Genomic DNA, 17,212 nt, shown 5'->3' with positions numbered 1-17,212 from the left:
CTAAAAAATGAATAAAATTCAAGGGAGAGAACTTGCCCTCCCTTGAAAGTGGTAGTTAAATCACTATGACATTTTTAAAGTGTTGGTAAAAGTACTCCATCAATCACATGGACTACCCCGTTTTCAATAGCCACGTCAGCTGTCACGACATTATAAACGTTGCCCTCAGCATCCGTAACGGTTACCGAGTTACCAGTTCTAGTTACAGTTAACATTTCGTCAGCAAGCGTAGGCACCATTTGCTCACCTTCCTGAAGATCAGCAGCAAAAGCAACAGAAGGAACGACATGAAATCCTAATACTTTCTGCAATCCTTCAATTCCAATCGCGTCAACTAGCTCGTCCAATGAACCTAAACTAAGTTCATTAAGCAAGTCCACAAAAGCTTGATTGGTTGGCGCAAATACAGTGATTGCTTCCGCGTCCAAAAGTGTCTGACCTAGACCGGCTTCAGTGACTGCATCAAGCAATACTGTAAGACCAGCATCTGTGGCAGCTTCTACTACATTTGGTAAATCCTCAGATGGCAATAGTACTCCGTCGATCACGTGAACCACGCCGTTATCGATAGCCACATCAGCAGCCACGACATCAAATGTATTTCCTCTTGCGTCAGTCACTGTAACAGCGCCACCTGATCGAGTTACGGTTAATTCTTCATCTGCCAAAGTCGGTACGGTCTGCTCGCCATCAGCAAGGTCAAAAGAAAAAGCAGTAGCAGGTACCACATGAAAACCTAGAATTCGAACTAACTCTTCTACGCCCACTGCATCAATCAATTCCTCAAGAGAATTTAGACTCAAAGCTCCCAACAGATCTACAAAAGCCTGATTGGTTGGCGCGAAAACAGTGATTTCTTCGGCATCCAAAAGGGTCTGACCTAATCCTGCTGCGGTAACCGCATCAAGCAGAACAGTCAAGTTGGCTGCAGTAGCAGCTTCTACTACATTTGGCAAGGTAAATTCAGGAAGTAAAACTCCATCAATCACATGAACCACTCCATTTTCGATCGCTACATCAGCTGTAACTACATTAGAGGTATTTCCTAAGGCATCTGTTACTGTCACGCCACTGTCACCAGCTTCTACGGTCAATTCCTGACCAGCTAAGGTTGTAAATGTATTGGTAGCTTCCAGATCAGAAGAAAATGCAACAGCCGGTACGACATGGAAACCAAGTACAGTCTGAAGATTTTCGACACCTCCGATTCGAGCGACTAATTGATCTAGGTTATCAGCATTGAATGCTTCTAAAGCAGCACCAAAGGCCTCATTGGTCGGAGCAAAAACGGTGATGGCATCTGCATTCAATAGAGCATCTCCTAAATCTGCAGCAGTTACTGCATCAATTAAAGTGGTCAAACCAGCACCAGTTGCCGCTTCTACCACATTCGGAAGCATCAAGTCCGGCAACATCACACCATCAATAACGTGAACTACACCGTTGGCGATTTCTACATCAGCTGCAACCACTCGAGCAGTTCGGCCCAATTGATCTGTTACTGTTACTTCTCCACCGGCAACTTCAACAACTATATCCTGTCCAGCAAGTGTCGTAAAAGTATTACTTGCTTCTAAATCTGAGGAAAAAGCTACGGCTGGAACTACATGGAATCCAAGCACACGCTCCAGGTTTTCAATACCACCGATTTTCAGCATTAATTCATTCAAATCTGCCGCACCAAAAACTTCCAATGCTGCTGCAAAAGCTTCATTGGTAGGAGCGAATACCGTAATCTCACCAGCAGCAAGAAGATTGTCCGCCAATCCGTCAACCGCAGTTACCGCTTCGAGTAAAGTTGTCAAGCCAGCTTCGGTAGCAGCTTCTACCAAATTAGGACTAGGTAGCTCGATAGATGGGATCAATACCCGGTCGATCACATGTACCACGCCATTTTCGATTTCCACATCTGCTTGCACTACTGTAGCAGTAGCACCTGTGGCATCGATCACAGTAACCACACCAGGTGCACGATTAACAGTAAGTTGCTGACCTGATAAAGTTGTTACCACATTTGTTTCGTCGAGTTGTTCTGAAAAAATAACAGTGGGTACTACGTGAAATCCCAAAACGGTTTCCAAATTCATAGGACCACCGATATTTTCCACCAATTCATCCAAGTCACCGGCATCAAATGCAACTAGTGCATTGGCAAATGCTTCATTGGTCGGTGCGAAAACAGTAATTTCATTTTGGTCCTGAAGTGTCGCTTCCAATCCTGGGATAGAACGAACTGCAGTGACTAAAGTGGTAAGTCCAGCATCCTCTGCTGCTTCCATTAAAGTGGGGTAAGGTATCGGTCCTTGATAATCCTCGTTTTCACAGGCAAAGAGTGAAACAAAAAAGGTCCCGATAAGCAAGTACTTGAAAATTTTGGTCATAGCTTATTTTGGTTAGTTTGATGTCTAAACCAATACCAAGACCATTTGATTAATTTAAATTGTTGAACTGTTGTTTTTTAAGGTTGAACGGTCGGATTCAGTAGTTGTATTGCAATTGATCGAGTATGAATGACAGGATAATTTGATCAACTCTGATCCTGAAAATCAGAGTATTCGAGGTATTCTAGGCCATTCCTTGCCAGGCAAAAAAAAAGACCCAAAATCAGGGCCTTTTTTTTCAAGTTTTTAGTCATGCTTAATTCACCATATGAATTTTCAGCATGTTGGTTCTTCCTTTCGCCTTGAGTGGCATACTTGCGGTATTTATGATAATATCTCCTGAATTGACATGACCATCTTTTTTCAAGGTTTTTTCTATATCCTCAAAGGTAGCGTCTGTAGACACTTGACTGGAGTAATGATAAGCACGAATCCCCCAAACCAAAGACATTTGGGTGATCAACTTGTCATTTCGGGTAAACAAAAATATACTCGCCTTGGGACGATGAGAGGCAATCCTAAAACCGGTAAAACCTGAGGAGGTAATTCCCACGATAGCTTTCGCCTTGACATTTCTAGAAAGTCGAGCAGCCATCAGGATTAAATTATTACTTAAAAATGTGTCCTCAGATTCATTGATTTTATAAAGATTATGATAGATATCAGCGTTTTCTTCCAAGTACCTAATAATGCTACTCATAGCCTTTACCGCATGCACGGGATAATTTCCCGATGCGGTTTCCGCAGAAAGCATAACGGCATCCGCACCGTCCAACACGGCATTTCCCACATCATTGGTTTCTGCACGGGTGGGTCTTGGATTGACGATCATACTTTCCATCATCTGAGTTGCGATGATTACTGGCTTGCAGGCTAACTTGCATTTTGCGACCATCCGTTTTTGCCAAAGTGGGACAATTTCCATGGGAACTTCCACTCCCAAATCTCCACGGGCAACCATGATCGCATCAGTCGCTTCGATGATCGCATCGATATTTTCCAACGCCTCAGGCTTTTCGATTTTCGCAACAATTTTACACGATTTACCAGCCTGCTGGATTCGGTTTCTCAAGTCGTGAATATCATCGGCTGAGCGAACGAATGAAAGCGCAATCCAGTCTACATCCTGTTCCAATCCAAATTCTAAATCTTCCAAATCTTTTTCCGTAAGAGAGGGAGCAGAAACCTTCGTATTGGGCAGGTTAATTCCTTTTCGGGATTTTAGAATTCCCCCATGAATTACCGTGCAGTTTACATTTTTTCCATCGGTGGAATTCACCACCAATTCGAGATTACCATCATCAATCAAAATCCGATCACCTTCGACCACATCATTGGGGAGATTTTGGTAAACGGTGCTGACCAAGGATTTGGTACCGACCACAGGATCATTGGTGATGGTGATTTGGTCTCCGGGATTAATTTCCACACCATTATTTTCTACTTCTCCTACCCTGATTTTTGGCCCCTGAAGATCTTGAAGAATTCCCAGATTGATGTCCAATTCTTTATTTATTCTTCGGATGATCTGAACCACTTCCCGATGAATATCATGGGTGCCATGAGAAAAATTCAGTCTAAACACATTCGCACCTGCAGCTGCAAGACTTTTGATCGTCTCGTAATTATTGGAAGCAGGTCCTATAGTGGCCAGTATTTTGGTTTTATTAAAATGACTCATTGATTAATAGGTTAATAGGTTTTCTTTTGATTTTAGTTTGGTGACATCCAGCTTCATGACATTTTGGATAAAAGGTACTTTTGCCAATTTGGAAACAAATGTATTTATATTGATTTGAAAGGTACCGTCCTGAACTAATAGAAAATAATCCATGTATTTCAGCTCGGGGATTAAATAAGCGACCTGATGGGTGGAATTGACCGCCTTGTTTTTCAGCAATTGGACATATCCATGTGGTAAAGAAAGGAAATATTGAGAAATTTTCATCAATGGATCCGAAACAAACTCAATTTCCAGATCATCGGTTTTCATCAAATCCAAATCTAATTCGCGATTGACCAGCCAAGCCATTTTATAATCCTTAACCGGAGACACGAGGCCTAAAATTTCGAAATCATAGGTATGGTCAATCTGTAGTTTTACCTTCTTCATGGAGCCGGATATGGAGCAAAACAAAGGTAGAAATAAAAATTCAACTCAACGAAAAGAACAAGTGCTCAAAAATTTACTTCTGCCATTTCTTTGTCAATTAGCTATTAAATATATTTCTTTGCGGAGTGTTATTAACTAAACTGATCACAAAATGTCTGAAATTGCACAAAAAGTAAAAGCCATCATCGTTGACAAACTGGGCGTTGAAGAGTCTGAAGTAACCCTAGAGGCAAGCTTTACCAATGATTTGGGAGCTGATTCTTTGGATACTGTAGAACTAATCATGGAATTCGAAAAAGAATTCAACATCTCCATCCCAGATGATCAGGCTGAGCAAATCGGTACGGTTGGACAGGCCGTTTCCTATCTTGAGGCTAACGTAAAATAATAACCCCTAAATTCATTCTATGAATTTAAAAAGAGTTGTTGTAACTGGTATAGGTGCCCTTACGCCCATAGGCAATACTGCAGATGAATTCTGGAGAGGTTTGGCTACGGGTGTAAGTGGTGCTGCACCAATCACAAAATTCGACGCTTCAAAATTCAAAACTCAATTTGCCTGCGAGGTCAAAAATCTTGATGTCGAGCAGTTTATTGATCGAAAAGAAGCAAGAAAGATGGATCCGTTCACCCAATACGCCATGATCTCTGTGGATGAGGCCATGACAGATTCAGGTCTGGATCTTGAAAAAATCAACAAAGCCCGTGCTGGTGTGATTTGGGGATCCGGTATAGGTGGATTACGGACGTTTCAGGATGAAGTCACCGATTTTGCAAAAGGCGATGGTGTCCCACGATTCAATCCGTTCTTTATCCCTAAAATGATTGCTGATATCAGTGCTGGGTTTATTTCCATCAAATATGGATTTAGAGGCCCAAATTTCTGTACGGTATCAGCATGCGCTTCTGCAACCAATGCCCTGATCGATGCATTTAATTACATCCGATTAGGCAAAGCTGACATTTTCATCAGCGGGGGTTCTGAGGCAACGGTTACCGAAGCAGGAGTTGGTGGTTTCAATGCCATGAAGGCACTTTCTCAACGAAATGACTCTCCAGCTACGGCTTCTCGCCCTTTTGACAAAGATCGAGACGGATTCGTACTTGGTGAAGGTGCCGGTGCGTTGATTTTGGAAGAATATGAGCATGCACTAGCTCGTGGAGCTAAAATATATGCAGAAATCGTGGGTGGCGGTATGTCAGCCGATGCGAATCACATTACCGCTCCACATCCTGAAGGACTTGGAGCGAGCAGCGTGATGACAGAAGCACTAAGCGATGCCAACCTTTCTCCGAATGTTATCGATTACATCAATGTTCACGGTACTTCGACACCATTGGGTGATTTGTCTGAAATCAAAGCGATTCAAAACGTATTCGGTGATCATGCCTACAATCTCAATATCAGCAGCACCAAGTCTATGACCGGTCACTTGCTGGGAGCTACGGGAGCTATTGAGGCTATCGCATGTATTCTCGCTATACAAAACAGCTTGGTTCCGCCGACGATCAATCATTTTACCGATGATGAAGTGATTGATCCTAAATTGAATCTGACATTCAATCAGGCGCAGTCCCGCGATATAAACTATGCGCTAAGTAATACCTTTGGATTTGGTGGACATAACTGCTCCCTCATTTTCAAAAAATATAACTGATCAGGGTTTGAAACTCTTTCAGAAACTAGGATTTCAAAATCTATTCCTGAGTAATTATGAAAAAAGGCTTGCTGCCTCCATCAAGATGATGACGGGTAGCAAGCCTTTTAACATTTCCCTTTACAAACTTGCCCTCACCCCTGCCGGCTTGGGCGAGGAAAACTCCAAGGGATTCAAAATGTCCAACGAACGATTGGAGTTTTTGGGAGATGCGGTGCTTGGAACGGTAATCGCCGAGCATCTTTTCCAAAAGTATCCCTTTCGAGATGAAGGCTTTTTAACCGAATCTCGCTCCAAACTCGTCAACCGGGAAAGCCTCAATGAAGCAGGAATAAAAATCGGGCTTCGAAATGTGCTCGATCAAGTAATTGGAGAACGAAATTTTCATGGGCACAAATCACTCTACGGAGATATTCTAGAGGCATTTATCGGGGCAGTTTACCTAGATAAAGGGTACACGTTTACCAAGAAATTCATTCTCAAACGAATACTCCTGCACTTTGATTTGGATGAAATGATTGCTGCAACCACCAATTATAAGTCAAAAATCATTGAATGGTCTCAGCGAGAAAACAAACAGGTTGAATACAAAGTATTACAGGTCAGTGGCAACCAACGTTTCAAGGAATTTGTTGTTGCTCTGGAAGTGGATGGGGTAGAATTAGCGCAAGGCAAAGGCCCAACCAAGAAAAAAGCTGAGCAGGAAGCTTCCAGCAATGCCTGCATCCATTTAAATATCCCGACCTAATAAAAAAAATGATGGCTGCTATTAAAATTGCCGGCGCTCCTGTAAATCAAACACCCCTAGACTGGGAAGGAAATCTTTCACGGATAATCCTAGCCATCCAAGAAGCCCGTTCACGACAAGTCGAAATTCTTTGCTTACCCGAATTGGCGATTACTGGATATGGATCAGAAGATCTATTCCTGAGCATATGGTTTCCTAAAAAAGCCCTGGAGCAAGTAAAGGCACTCGTCCCTCACTGCGAAGATATCACGGTGGCAGTTGGGGTGCCGGTTCGTCTCGAAAACCAGGTGTACAATACCATGGCCATAATCGAAGACGGGAAATTAATAGGATTTGTACCGAAGCAATTTATGGCCCTCGATGGAGTTCATTATGAATTTCGCTGGTTTACCCCTTGGGAAGCCAATCGCTTGATTGATTTTGATTTTTTCGGAGAAAAAGTACCTTTTGGAGATCAGATTTTAACCCACAAAACAATCAGATACGGCTTTGAAATCTGCGAAGATGCCTGGAGAGGAACAAGCAGGCCCGGCTATAGACTTCAAAAACGAGGAATAGACTTGATTTTTTGCCCGAGTGCAAGCCATTTTGCTATGGGCAAAACCCAAGAACGTCGAGAACTTATCGAATTCAGCAGCAAGACTTTTGACTGCTATTATTGCTATGTCAACCTTTTGGGAAATGAAGCGGGCCGGATGATTTTTGACGGTGAATGCGTCCTAGCAAATAAAGGGAATATCCTAAGCCGAAATCAACTGCTCTCTTTTCAACATTTTCAAGTCATCGACTTTGAACTTTCGCCCCAAGAGCAATCTATCGCTCCTACGCTAGAAAAAGAATGGGAGTTTGTTCAAGCATCTTCGTTAGGGCTTTACGATTACCTGCGCAAAAGCAAAAGCGGGGGATTCGTCTTGTCGCTTTCTGGAGGGGCGGATTCTTCCACCATTGCGGTTTTGGTCGCTGAGATGGTCCGTAGAGGACTCGAGGAATTGGGCTTGGATGAATTTTGCCGAAGGCTAACTATTTCTTCTGAGCATCAAAATGAAAAGAAGCTGGTCAATAAGCTGTTGACCACGGCCTATCAAGGAACCAAAAATTCTTCTCAGGAAACGTTTGAAAGTGCCAAAATGCTGGCTGAAAGTCTAGGTGCAAAATTTCACCATTGGACCATAGATGAGGAAGTGGATTCCTACATCCAAAAGATTGAAAAAGTAATGGGAAGGGAATTGACTTGGGAGCAGGACGATATTACCTTGCAAAACATTCAGGCCCGCTCCCGCTCCCCTATTATTTGGATGCTGGCAAACCTCAATAATGCCCTACTGCTCTCTACTTCCAATCGAAGCGAAGGAGATGTAGGCTATGCTACCATGGACGGAGATACGAGCGGAAGTATTTCTCCTATCGCAGGGGTGGATAAGTTTTTTATTTTAAACTGGCTCAGATGGGCAGAGAAAAATCTGAATCGACCAGGCCTCTCATGGGTCAACTCATTGCAGCCATCCGCAGAGCTAAGACCTCAGGAGCGGTCGCAAACCGATGAGAAGGATTTAATGCCTTATGATTTGATTTTAGAAATCGAAAAGCTCGCAATTCGGGACAGACGTTCTCCTTTGGATATTTTTATAATTCTAAGCGATGAGATGGACATAGAAAAGCAATTATTGAAAGGGTATATCAAAAAATTCTTTCAACTTTGGGCTCGAAACCAATGGAAACGCGAGCGATATGCGCCAGCCTTCCACTTGGATCAATTTAACGTAGACCCGAAAACCTGGTGTCGTTTCCCCATTCTTTCCGGGGGATTTTCAGAGGAATTAGCACAACTAGAACAAATTTGACGCATAAATTATGATTGATTCTTTTTTGAATTATGTCGTGTGGGACCCAAATCCTGCAGTATTTTCCGGCTTTGATCGATTGAGATGGTACAGTTTATTGTTTGCCTTGGGATTTATTATTTCCCAGCAGATTATGGTTTATTTTTTCCGAAAAGAAGGTCAAAAAGAGGAATTGGTGGACAAATTGACCATATACATGGTTTTGTCCACGATCATCGGAGCCCGATTGGGACACGTGTTATTCTATGAACCGGAGCGCTATCTCAGCAATCCCATCGACATTCTAAAAGTCTGGGAAGGTGGTCTAGCCTCACACGGAGCGGCTATCGCAATTTTATTTGCTTTGTGGCTCTATGCCAAACGCACACCCGGGCAGAGCTACCTTTGGGTCGTAGATCGGATCGTCATTGTCACTGCTCTGACAGGAGCCTTGATTAGATTGGGTAACTTGATGAACTCAGAAATCGGAGGAAAAGACACCGGGACAGATTCTGGTTTTGTGTATGCCTATTCTGCAGAGGAGGTCTTGCAGTCACTCAAGGTGCCACTTGAATCCATCGAAGCGTACAAACCGGAAGATCGCACTGAAGAACTTCAGGGAAATGGAATCGTACCTGTCAATATAGAACTTCAAATTTCCAAAGGTAACTTTACCGAAGAAACCTTAGAATCCACGCTTCGAAGTGATATCAAATACGCGCTGACCCAATTTAACTCCACCAAAACGTACTTTGCAGAAGAACCTGAGTCCGAGTTGAGATTGACTCTTGAGGAACAATCCGATAAATTCATTGCTACAGTAGAGACTTTTGGTCGAGCTAAATACCCCACACAGATCTATGAGTCACTCTCCTATTTTGCGATTTTCCTGATTTTGTTGGCAATCTGGTTGAAATATAAAGATCGCGTTCCAGAGGGATTACTTTTGGGTATTTTCCTGATTTCGGTCTTTGGAATGCGCTTTATTTGGGAATTTCTCAAAGAAAATCAGGTAGAATTTGAAGAGACGATGACTTATAATATGGGACAGATCTTGAGTATACCCTTAGTCATCGGAGGGGTATTTCTGGTAGTCAGAGCTTTGAAATCCGGGTTGAAACCTCCCCAAAACGTTTAAGGAACAGGATCGTGACCGTGACCACCCCAAGGATGACAACTCGCAATTCGCTTGATCCCCAACCATCCACCTTTGATAGGTCCATACTTTTGAATGGCTTCCTTCGTATATTGGCTACAAGTAGGCGTATAGCGACAAGTAGATGGAAAAAGTGGTGAAATGGTGTATTGATAAACCAAAATCGGAAAGATGGCTAATTTTCTAAAAAAGGATTTAAACATACCGTTTTTGACTAATGACACTCAAGAAATAAACCAAAGGATTTGAGACAAAATTCCAATTGAAAGTCAGGATCAAACATATATTTATTTTGGGACTCATTTGGGTCGGTTTTTCCCAGCAAGTACTGGGACAAGATACTAGTTATGCCCCGATGAAACTGGATACGCCTGACAGCATAAAGGTCAATAATATTTTTATTATCGGAAATGAAAAAACCCAAAAGGATATCATTCTCCGAGAACTCGATTTTACTACAGACTTCTATTATGATTGGGATACTTTTTTACAGATTATCCAATCGGATCGCCAAAAAATCTACAATCTCCGGCTATTTACTACGGTGGAAATCACCCCGCTTTTGACTGGAACTGATGAAGTAGAAGTTTTGATTGCAGTAAAGGAGCGATGGTACGTGGTGCCTTCAATCATTTTTGCTTTAGCTGACCGAAACTTCTCTGAGTGGTGGACCAATCAACAGCGGGATTTTTCCCGGGTCAATTACGGAGCCCGAATCTCTCACGCCAATGTGGGTGGAAGAAATGAAAAATTAAAATTTGCAGGGCAGTTGGGATTTACCAAAGCACTTGATGTACTGTACAGCAAACCCTACATCGACAAAAAACAAAAACACGGATTAGCAGCTCAGGTGACATTTTTTGATCAGAAAACAATTCCCATTCGATCCGCCAATAACCGTCAGGTTTTTTATTCGAATGAAACAGAGGACGTCCTGCGGAAGAATCTTGCAGCAGCCTTACGTTATACCTTCAGAAGGACATTTTACAATTTTCACCTAGTCAATGTTGGATTCAATAAAACGTGGATAGATCCAGATGTGCTGATTGAGAACCCAGATTATTTTCAACATGATAATACTGAGCTTAGTTATTTTTGGTTAACCTATTCCTTTAGGCATGACAAAAGAGATAATATCGCCTATGCCACACAAGGTGAGCTGCTGCAAATATCGGCTACCAAATACGGTTTATTTAATTTAGAAGATATTGATGAAATTGAATTGAACCTCACCGCGAACAAGTACTTCAAACTGAACGAAAAATTTCACATTGCTTCAGGTCTGACTACTAACTGGTTTTTGAGTCCTCGACAGCCCTATACTTTGGTAAGGGGAATTGGATACTCACCCAATTTTATCCGGGGATATGAGCTCAATGTCATTGAAGGACAGCAGCTTTATGTTCATAAAAACAGTTTTCGATGGAAATTTCTTGATTTTGAGTTTGATATATCCCAAACCATCCCTTTGGAAGAATTCAGTATCATTCCTTTTCAGTTTTACCTAAGTGCAAATTTTGATCATGGCTATGTCAAAGACCGGAATTACCTCCCCGAAAATCTCGCTTTAACCAACCGATACCTGTATGGTTATGGATTGGGAATTGATATGGTTGGACTTTATGATTCCGTTTTTCGATTTGAATACTCCTTTAATAATTCCGGCGGAGCCAATTTTTTCTTCAACCTTCGAGCTCCTTTCTGATTCATTATCAGGAATTACCAAATTGAAAATTTGGTGACTCCACATTTTTTTATTTAACTTAAGGAGTAATTTTTTCTGAGAAAATGAAAAAGTTGATTTTTTATTGGCTCAGTCTTGGAGTGATTTTTCAGCTTCAGGCGCAAACGGATCCACTGACGCAGGTCCATGGGGCAAGAAGTCAAGGGATGGGAAATCTACGTGTCCACACCCTAGATCTTTGGACGGTTTTTAATAATATCGGAGGACTCGATCGCTTGGAAAACTCTGGAATCGCCGTCGGCTACGATCAGCGCTATAATCTAAAAGAACTCAACACCTTCAGTCTGGCCGCAGTCAATAAATCAAGCCTTGGAACTTTCGGGTTCTCAATTTCAAGATTCGGAGGATCGCTTTTTAATCAACAAAGTATCGGTTTGGGCTTTTCCAATACCCTTGGAATAGCCTCTCTAGGCGCGAAAGTGGAGTGGTTTCAAACTCAAATCGAAGGCTTCGGAAGTAGTGGTGTACCTGTGATTAGTCTGGGTGGCATCGCAGAACTTTCACCGGAATTTTTTATAGGAGCTCATTTTTCCAATTTGACTCGAAGCAAAATCTCAAAAGTATCAGAAAGCCGACTTCCTACAGCGATACAACTGGGAGCCCGCTATACTCCCTCCGAATACTTGAGCATTATTTTAGAAATAGAAAAGGATATCCTGTTGGATCCGGTTAGTAAAATTGGATTGGAATATAGTCTTCAACGATGGATTCAGCTTCGGTTGGGAGTCAACTCCAATCCATCGCGACTATTTTTTGGCTTTGGTCTGCTGTATCAATCTTTCAGATTTGACTACGGCAGAGGTAGAAATCACGCTTTAGGAAGTACCAATCATTTTAGTCTAGCTTATCTTTTTCAATGAACAAGGTTTTGATTTTTTTTATCGCGTTTGAAATTCTAGCGCTTCAGGCAAAAGCCCAAAATCCTCCTCGACAGTCCATTGATCTGGATGAATTAATTGAGCGCTTATTTCCCGTGCAGGATGAAGAACTGGATTACGAAAGCATCTATGAGGTGCTGCTCCAGCTTTACCTCAACCCGCTAGACCTCAATCAAGCAAGTGCCGAAGAACTACAGCAATTTTTCCTTCTCAACCAGAATCAGATCAATTCCCTGCTCAATTACCGAGAAAAATTCGGTCCATTTCTTACGCTATATGAACTTCAAGCTATACCCGGTTTTGATATGGAACTCATCGAATCAATAGTCCCATTTTTCACCCTTCAATCCACCGGTAGAAAAACCCGCCCCTTTCTTCAGCGACTTCAAGAAGAAGAACAAGCTTATTTTCTCTTTAGAAGTCGTAGAGTTTGGCAGACTCGAAGAGGATTTACTGCTGCGGATACGAGTTCAACTGGTCGGATTTCGTCTCGCTACTTGGGTGACCCAAATGATCTTTATTTGAGATTTAGAATCCAACATCCCCGGGATTTTAGTCTTGGTTTTACATTGGATAAGGATGCCGGAGAGCAGTTTATTTGGGATAGAAAAAGCGCCAGATATGGATTTAATTTTTTTTCCTATCACTTCACCAGATATGAGGTGGGAAATTGGAAAACCATCACCTTGGGAGATTATCAGGCCTCTTTTGGCCAAGGATTGGTTTTCGGAGCGGGGTATTCCTTAGGAAAAGGAGTTGAAACCGTGCCCACCGCTCGGAGAAGTAGTATTGGTTTGATTCCTTACACCGCCGCTTTGGAGTTTGGTTTTTTCAGAGGAATAGCCGCTACGCGAAAGCTGGGAAAATGGAACAGCACGGTCATGTTTTCTTATGCACCAAGAGACGGACGAATTGATGAGGCATTGGATAGCCTCGAAAATGAACCATCTCGATTCAGTTCGTTAAATCAAAGCGGTCTGCATCGTACAGCCAGTGAACTTTCTACTAAAAATCAATTAAGGGAGCTTAGCTTGGGAACGAATTTGAATTATACCTCAAGTGATGGAAGATGGAACAGTGGACTGAATTTTCTTCATACGCAATTCGGAACAACTTGGCAAAGAGATCCCAGACCCTACAATCAATATGAATTTGCAGGAAAATCCAATCAGTTGGGGAGTATCTACTGGAGTTGGAACTGGAAGAATATTAATTTTTTCAGTGAATCTGCCATTTCTAAATCAGGTGGAAAAGCGATTCTTGCGGGAATGCTGACCAGTCTGGATCCTAAAATCGACCTTTCGGTTTTATGGAGAAAATACGACCGGGATTTCCATAGTTTTTATGGGAATGCCTTTTCGGAAAATACCCGCCCGATAAATGAACAAGGCACTTATCTGGGTCTTGAAATCCGACCGCATAAAAATTGGAAAATCAATTCCTATTATGATTTTTTTCGATTTCCCTGGCTGAAGTTCCGAGTCTATGCCCCATCGAATGGATTTGAATGGTTGAGCAGAGTAACCTTCAGTCCTTTTAGGGAATTATCCACTTACCTCCAAATCAGACAAGAGCAAAAAGACCGAAATCTCACCGACTCAGGTGAACCACAACTGACCTATACTCCACTGCCAATTGACCGAATCAACGGGATGTGGGGTCTGGAATATCAGGTCAATCCTCAACTTTTTATACGCTCCCGAATTCTTTGGAGCAGAGTCAAACAAATCAAGGACCCTACCCACGGTTTTTTGATATATCAGGATATCAGATATGCTGGAAATCGCTGGAAGATCTCCGGACGATATGCACTCTTCGATGCCTTGGAATACGACAATCGATTATATGCTTTCGAAAACAATGTGTTGTGGACATTCTCGATTCCCGCATTATTTGGACAAGGTCAGCGCTATTATCTATTGGGGGAATTTGACTTAGGGAGAAAATTGACCTTTTACTTCAGATATGCCAAAACCACCTACACCGACAGAAATGAAATCAGCTCCGGACTTCAGCAGATCGAAGGAAACACCATTTCTGAAACCACCTTTATGATCAGATATCTTTTTAATCGATAAATTTCCATGATTGGTATCCGATATAGGGGTTTATTTGATAATTTGACCTCAAAGTATTTTCCTATGAAAAAAACAGCAACCACCATCCTTTTAGCATTACTTTCCATACTTGCTATTCAAGCTCAAAACTTGGATTTGAGCAAAATGGAAAAGAAAGAAGGCTTTATCGATTTTTATCTTGAACCTGATAAGGGTAAGATTTATTTAGAAATTGATCAGCTTGAAAACGAATTCCTTTATGTCAATTCCCTCACTGCTGGGGTCGGCTCCAATGATTTAGGCTTGGACCGGGGACAGTTGGGAAACACCCGTATTGTCGAATTTAGAAAAACCGGAAACAAACTATTTCTAGTCCATAAAAACTATGATTTCCGAGCGTATTCTGATAATTCCTACGAGGTAAAATCCGTAAATGATGCCTTCGCTGAGTCAGTACTTTGGGGTTTTGAAATCGTACAAAAAGACGGTGATAAGCTTCTGGTAGACGCGACCAATTTTTATATGCAAGATGCCCATGGGGTAGCAGATCGCCTTAGTCAAGCCAGACAGGGGACCTATCGCACTGATGCATCTCGGTCTGGACTTTATGAGCCGACTACCAAAAATTTCCCTCAAAACACAGAAGTAGAAGCGACTATCACCCTAACAGGAAAAGCCAGCGGAGGAATGATCCGCTCTGTCACCCCCAGTCCTGATGCCGTGACCGTCCGAATGAGACATTCCTTTATCCAGCTACCGGATGAAAATTATGAGCCAAGGGAATTTGATCCCAGAGCAGGATACGGATCCATTAGTTACATGGATTTCACAACAGCGATATCCGATCCGATTGTCAAAAAGTTTATATCCAGACATCGACTAGTCAAAATAAATCCCGGTGCAGAACTTTCTGAAGTGGAAGAGCCAATTGTGTATTATCTTGATCGGGGCACACCTGAGCCCGTGGCCTCGGCTTTAATTGAAGGTGGTAACTGGTGGAACCAGGCTTTTGAAGCAGCGGGTTTCAAAGATGCTTTCCGAGTAGAATTGGCGCCCGAAGGTATGGACCTAATGGATGTGAGATACAATGTCATCCAATGGGTTCATCGATCTACCCGAGGTTGGTCCTATGGCAGTAGCGTGCGCGATCCCCGAACCGGTGAAATATTAAAAGGACATGTTTCTTTAGGTTCACTTCGGGTGAGACAGGACTACTTGATTGCTCAGGGTTTACTTCAGCCATTTGAAAATGGAAATGAAGGCGATCCTAAGCTTTTGGAATTGGCTTTAGCGAGACTTAGACAGCTTTCTGCACATGAAATCGGCCATACCATCGGTCTTGCTCACAGTTATGCTACCTCTGCCAATGGAAGAACTTCGGTGATGGACTACCCTTATCCCGTCATCACGCAGAGTGCTGATGGAGAATTGGACTTAAGCGATTCTTACGATGACAAAATTGGTGATTGGGATAAATGGGCTATTAAATATGGCTATGGATATCCAGCTGAGGACGAGTCCGAGGAAGAATTCTTGGAAAAAACACTTGAGCAAACTTACGAAGCAGGTCATGAATTCATCACCGATTCCGACTCTAGAGACCGAAGTGGTGTTCATCCCCGATCTCATCTTTGGGACAATGGAGCATCCGCACCGGAAGAATTGAATAGAATGTTGGCTCTAAGGGCAAATAAATTGAAAAGTTTCGGATTAAATTCTATTCCAGATGGCACTCCTGAGGCACTTATAGAAGAGGTATTGGTACCCCTGTACATGATGCATCGCTATCAAGTAGAAGCTACCAGCAAGCTCCTCGGCGGAATGGATTTCACTTATAAAGTAAAAGGAGACAATCAGTCCAGGCATCAATGGGTGTCAAACGCTGAGCAGCAAAAGGCACTGGATGCATTGTTGAATACCATTTCGCCTGAGCATCTGGAAGTGCCAGCATCCATCTTGGCTTTAATCCCTCCGAGACCTTTCGGATATGGAAGAAACCGCGAGACATTTGTCTCCCGCATGGGTCCCATTTTTGACCCGATTGCTCCGGCCGAAAGTGTAGTAGATCTGACACTTGGGCTTATGATGGAAACTGGCCGTGTCAATCGAATATATTTACAAAAGCTCCAAGACAGCAACCTGATGGGATTAGAGGATTATCTTCAAAAAGTAAGCGATCAGCTTTTTGCAAGTAATCTGGAAGAAGGTCCTCAAGGAGAAATTAAACTGATGACCGAATCAAAATTTGTGGATGGACTGATTAATTTATCCAAAGATTCGGGAGCTTCTCAAACTGTCAGAGCCTTGGCCAGATTTCATCTCAATCAACTCAAAAACCAAGATGTACCCAGCCAGCAGCCTCTTCAAGCACATCGAGAATATCTCATGGAAAAAATAGAGGCTTATTTGTCTTTACCAGAGGAACTAACACCTCAATCACCACTTAAAATCCCCGATGGTGCTCCGATCGGCAGCGACATCATGAGTTGCGATTACGATTATTAATCAAAAGCCGGGTAATTCCGGCTTTTTTTAGATCTTATTCTAATGCATTTTTATAAATGAGAATGAGAAATCTCCACTCCCAATTTCTAAAATCAATTCTGTAATTTTGGAACGCATTACAGATGAATCTGTTTTTAAATCATCAGTCAGAT

Annotated in this window: 13 protein-coding genes; 9 read left to right on the top strand and 4 right to left on the bottom strand. The window is 42.3% G+C overall.

All coding sequences use genetic code 11. The annotated features are described in order from the left end of the window. Nucleotides 1-74: 74 nt before the first annotated feature. From BM043_RS19365 to BM043_RS10205, 3 genes are all read right to left on the bottom strand, one after another. Nucleotides 75-2,381 (bottom strand): fasciclin domain-containing protein, encoded by a 2,307-nt coding sequence (locus tag BM043_RS19365; protein ID WP_143189511.1) that lies wholly within the window; start codon nucleotides 2,379-2,381, stop codon nucleotides 75-77. A 256-nt stretch (nucleotides 2,382-2,637) separates the two neighbouring features. Beyond that, a complete protein-coding gene (gene pyk, locus BM043_RS10210; protein ID WP_092791290.1) occupies nucleotides 2,638-4,062 on the bottom strand; it encodes a pyruvate kinase in 1,425 nt (474 codons plus the stop codon). A gap of 3 nt (nucleotides 4,063-4,065) precedes the next feature. Continuing rightward, a complete protein-coding gene (locus tag BM043_RS10205) occupies nucleotides 4,066-4,494 on the bottom strand; it encodes an IPExxxVDY family protein (RefSeq protein ID WP_092791289.1) in 429 nt (142 codons plus the stop codon). 151 nt (nucleotides 4,495-4,645) lie between these two features. On the opposite strand from BM043_RS10205, the gene BM043_RS10200 reads away from it, so the two are divergent. Genes BM043_RS10200 through BM043_RS10180 form a run of 5 tightly spaced genes read left to right on the top strand, consistent with a single transcriptional unit; the run spans nucleotide 4,646 to nucleotide 9,858 of the window. Continuing rightward, a complete protein-coding gene (locus BM043_RS10200; RefSeq protein ID WP_092791287.1) occupies nucleotides 4,646-4,882 on the top strand; it encodes an acyl carrier protein in 237 nt (78 codons plus the stop codon). Between the two features lie 19 nt (nucleotides 4,883-4,901). After that, nucleotides 4,902-6,152, top strand: a complete 1,251-nt coding sequence (gene fabF, locus BM043_RS10195) for a beta-ketoacyl-ACP synthase II (RefSeq protein ID WP_092791286.1) — start codon at nucleotides 4,902-4,904, stop codon at nucleotides 6,150-6,152. A 7-nt stretch (nucleotides 6,153-6,159) separates the two neighbouring features. Further along, a complete protein-coding gene (gene rnc, locus BM043_RS10190) occupies nucleotides 6,160-6,900 on the top strand; it encodes a ribonuclease III (RefSeq protein ID WP_245753016.1) in 741 nt (246 codons plus the stop codon). Between the two features lie 11 nt (nucleotides 6,901-6,911). Beyond that, nucleotides 6,912-8,741 carry an NAD(+) synthase gene (nadE, locus tag BM043_RS10185; RefSeq protein WP_092791424.1) on the top strand — a complete coding sequence of 610 codons (1,830 nt, stop codon included), beginning with the start codon at nucleotides 6,912-6,914 and terminating at the stop codon, nucleotides 8,739-8,741. A gap of 10 nt (nucleotides 8,742-8,751) precedes the next feature. Beyond that, nucleotides 8,752-9,858 (top strand): prolipoprotein diacylglyceryl transferase, encoded by a 1,107-nt coding sequence (locus tag BM043_RS10180; RefSeq protein ID WP_092791284.1) that lies wholly within the window; start codon nucleotides 8,752-8,754, stop codon nucleotides 9,856-9,858. On the opposite strand, the gene yidD is transcribed toward BM043_RS10180, so the two are convergent. Continuing rightward, nucleotides 9,855-10,079, bottom strand: a complete 225-nt coding sequence (gene yidD / locus BM043_RS10175) for a membrane protein insertion efficiency factor YidD (protein ID WP_092791283.1) — start codon at nucleotides 10,077-10,079, stop codon at nucleotides 9,855-9,857. The genes BM043_RS10180 and yidD overlap by 4 nt on opposite strands. A gap of 89 nt (nucleotides 10,080-10,168) precedes the next feature. Between yidD and BM043_RS10170 the strand changes: the two genes are divergently transcribed. The 4 genes from BM043_RS10170 (at nucleotide 10,169) to BM043_RS10155 (ending at nucleotide 17,060) form a co-directional block, all read left to right on the top strand. Continuing rightward, nucleotides 10,169-11,581: a BamA/TamA family outer membrane protein gene (locus tag BM043_RS10170; RefSeq protein ID WP_245753015.1), complete on the top strand. Its 1,413-nt coding sequence runs from the start codon at nucleotides 10,169-10,171 to the stop codon at nucleotides 11,579-11,581. Nucleotides 11,582-11,664: 83 nt separating this feature from the next. Further along, a complete protein-coding gene (locus BM043_RS10165; protein ID WP_092791281.1) occupies nucleotides 11,665-12,480 on the top strand; it encodes a PorV/PorQ family protein in 816 nt (271 codons plus the stop codon). Further along, a complete protein-coding gene (locus BM043_RS10160) occupies nucleotides 12,477-14,576 on the top strand; it encodes a helix-hairpin-helix domain-containing protein (RefSeq protein WP_092791279.1) in 2,100 nt (699 codons plus the stop codon). Before BM043_RS10165 ends, BM043_RS10160 begins: the two co-directional genes overlap by 4 nt. A gap of 63 nt (nucleotides 14,577-14,639) precedes the next feature. Beyond that, nucleotides 14,640-17,060, top strand: a complete 2,421-nt coding sequence (locus BM043_RS10155) for a zinc-dependent metalloprotease (protein ID WP_092791420.1) — start codon at nucleotides 14,640-14,642, stop codon at nucleotides 17,058-17,060. The last annotated feature ends 152 nt before the right edge of the window (nucleotides 17,061-17,212 follow it).

Origin of the sequence: Algoriphagus hitonicola, from assembly GCF_900113375.1 — a bacterium.
Classification (GTDB): Bacteria; Bacteroidota; Bacteroidia; order Cytophagales; family Cyclobacteriaceae; genus Algoriphagus; species Algoriphagus hitonicola.
This window is presented reverse-complemented; position numbering and strand designations above follow the sequence as displayed.

What these genes read in the sequence shown, in the direction of transcription:
- BM043_RS19365 (WP_143189511.1), bottom strand. Translation starts at nt 2,381, where the DNA reads ATGACCAAAATTTTCAAGTACTTGCTTATCGGGACCTTTTTTGTTTCA.
- pyk (WP_092791290.1), bottom strand. Translation starts at nt 4,062, where the DNA reads ATGAGTCATTTTAATAAAACCAAAATACTGGCCACTATAGGACCTGCT.
- BM043_RS10205 (WP_092791289.1), bottom strand. Translation starts at nt 4,494, where the DNA reads ATGAAGAAGGTAAAACTACAGATTGACCATACCTATGATTTCGAAATT.
- BM043_RS10200 (WP_092791287.1), top strand. Translation starts at nt 4,646, where the DNA reads ATGTCTGAAATTGCACAAAAAGTAAAAGCCATCATCGTTGACAAACTG.
- fabF (WP_092791286.1), top strand. Translation starts at nt 4,902, where the DNA reads ATGAATTTAAAAAGAGTTGTTGTAACTGGTATAGGTGCCCTTACGCCC.
- nadE (WP_092791424.1), top strand. Translation starts at nt 6,912, where the DNA reads ATGGCTGCTATTAAAATTGCCGGCGCTCCTGTAAATCAAACACCCCTA.
- BM043_RS10180 (WP_092791284.1), top strand. Translation starts at nt 8,752, where the DNA reads ATGATTGATTCTTTTTTGAATTATGTCGTGTGGGACCCAAATCCTGCA.
- yidD (WP_092791283.1), bottom strand. Translation starts at nt 10,079, where the DNA reads ATGTTTAAATCCTTTTTTAGAAAATTAGCCATCTTTCCGATTTTGGTT.
- BM043_RS10165 (WP_092791281.1), top strand. Translation starts at nt 11,665, where the DNA reads ATGAAAAAGTTGATTTTTTATTGGCTCAGTCTTGGAGTGATTTTTCAG.
- BM043_RS10160 (WP_092791279.1), top strand. Translation starts at nt 12,477, where the DNA reads ATGAACAAGGTTTTGATTTTTTTTATCGCGTTTGAAATTCTAGCGCTT.
- BM043_RS10155 (WP_092791420.1), top strand. Translation starts at nt 14,640, where the DNA reads ATGAAAAAAACAGCAACCACCATCCTTTTAGCATTACTTTCCATACTT.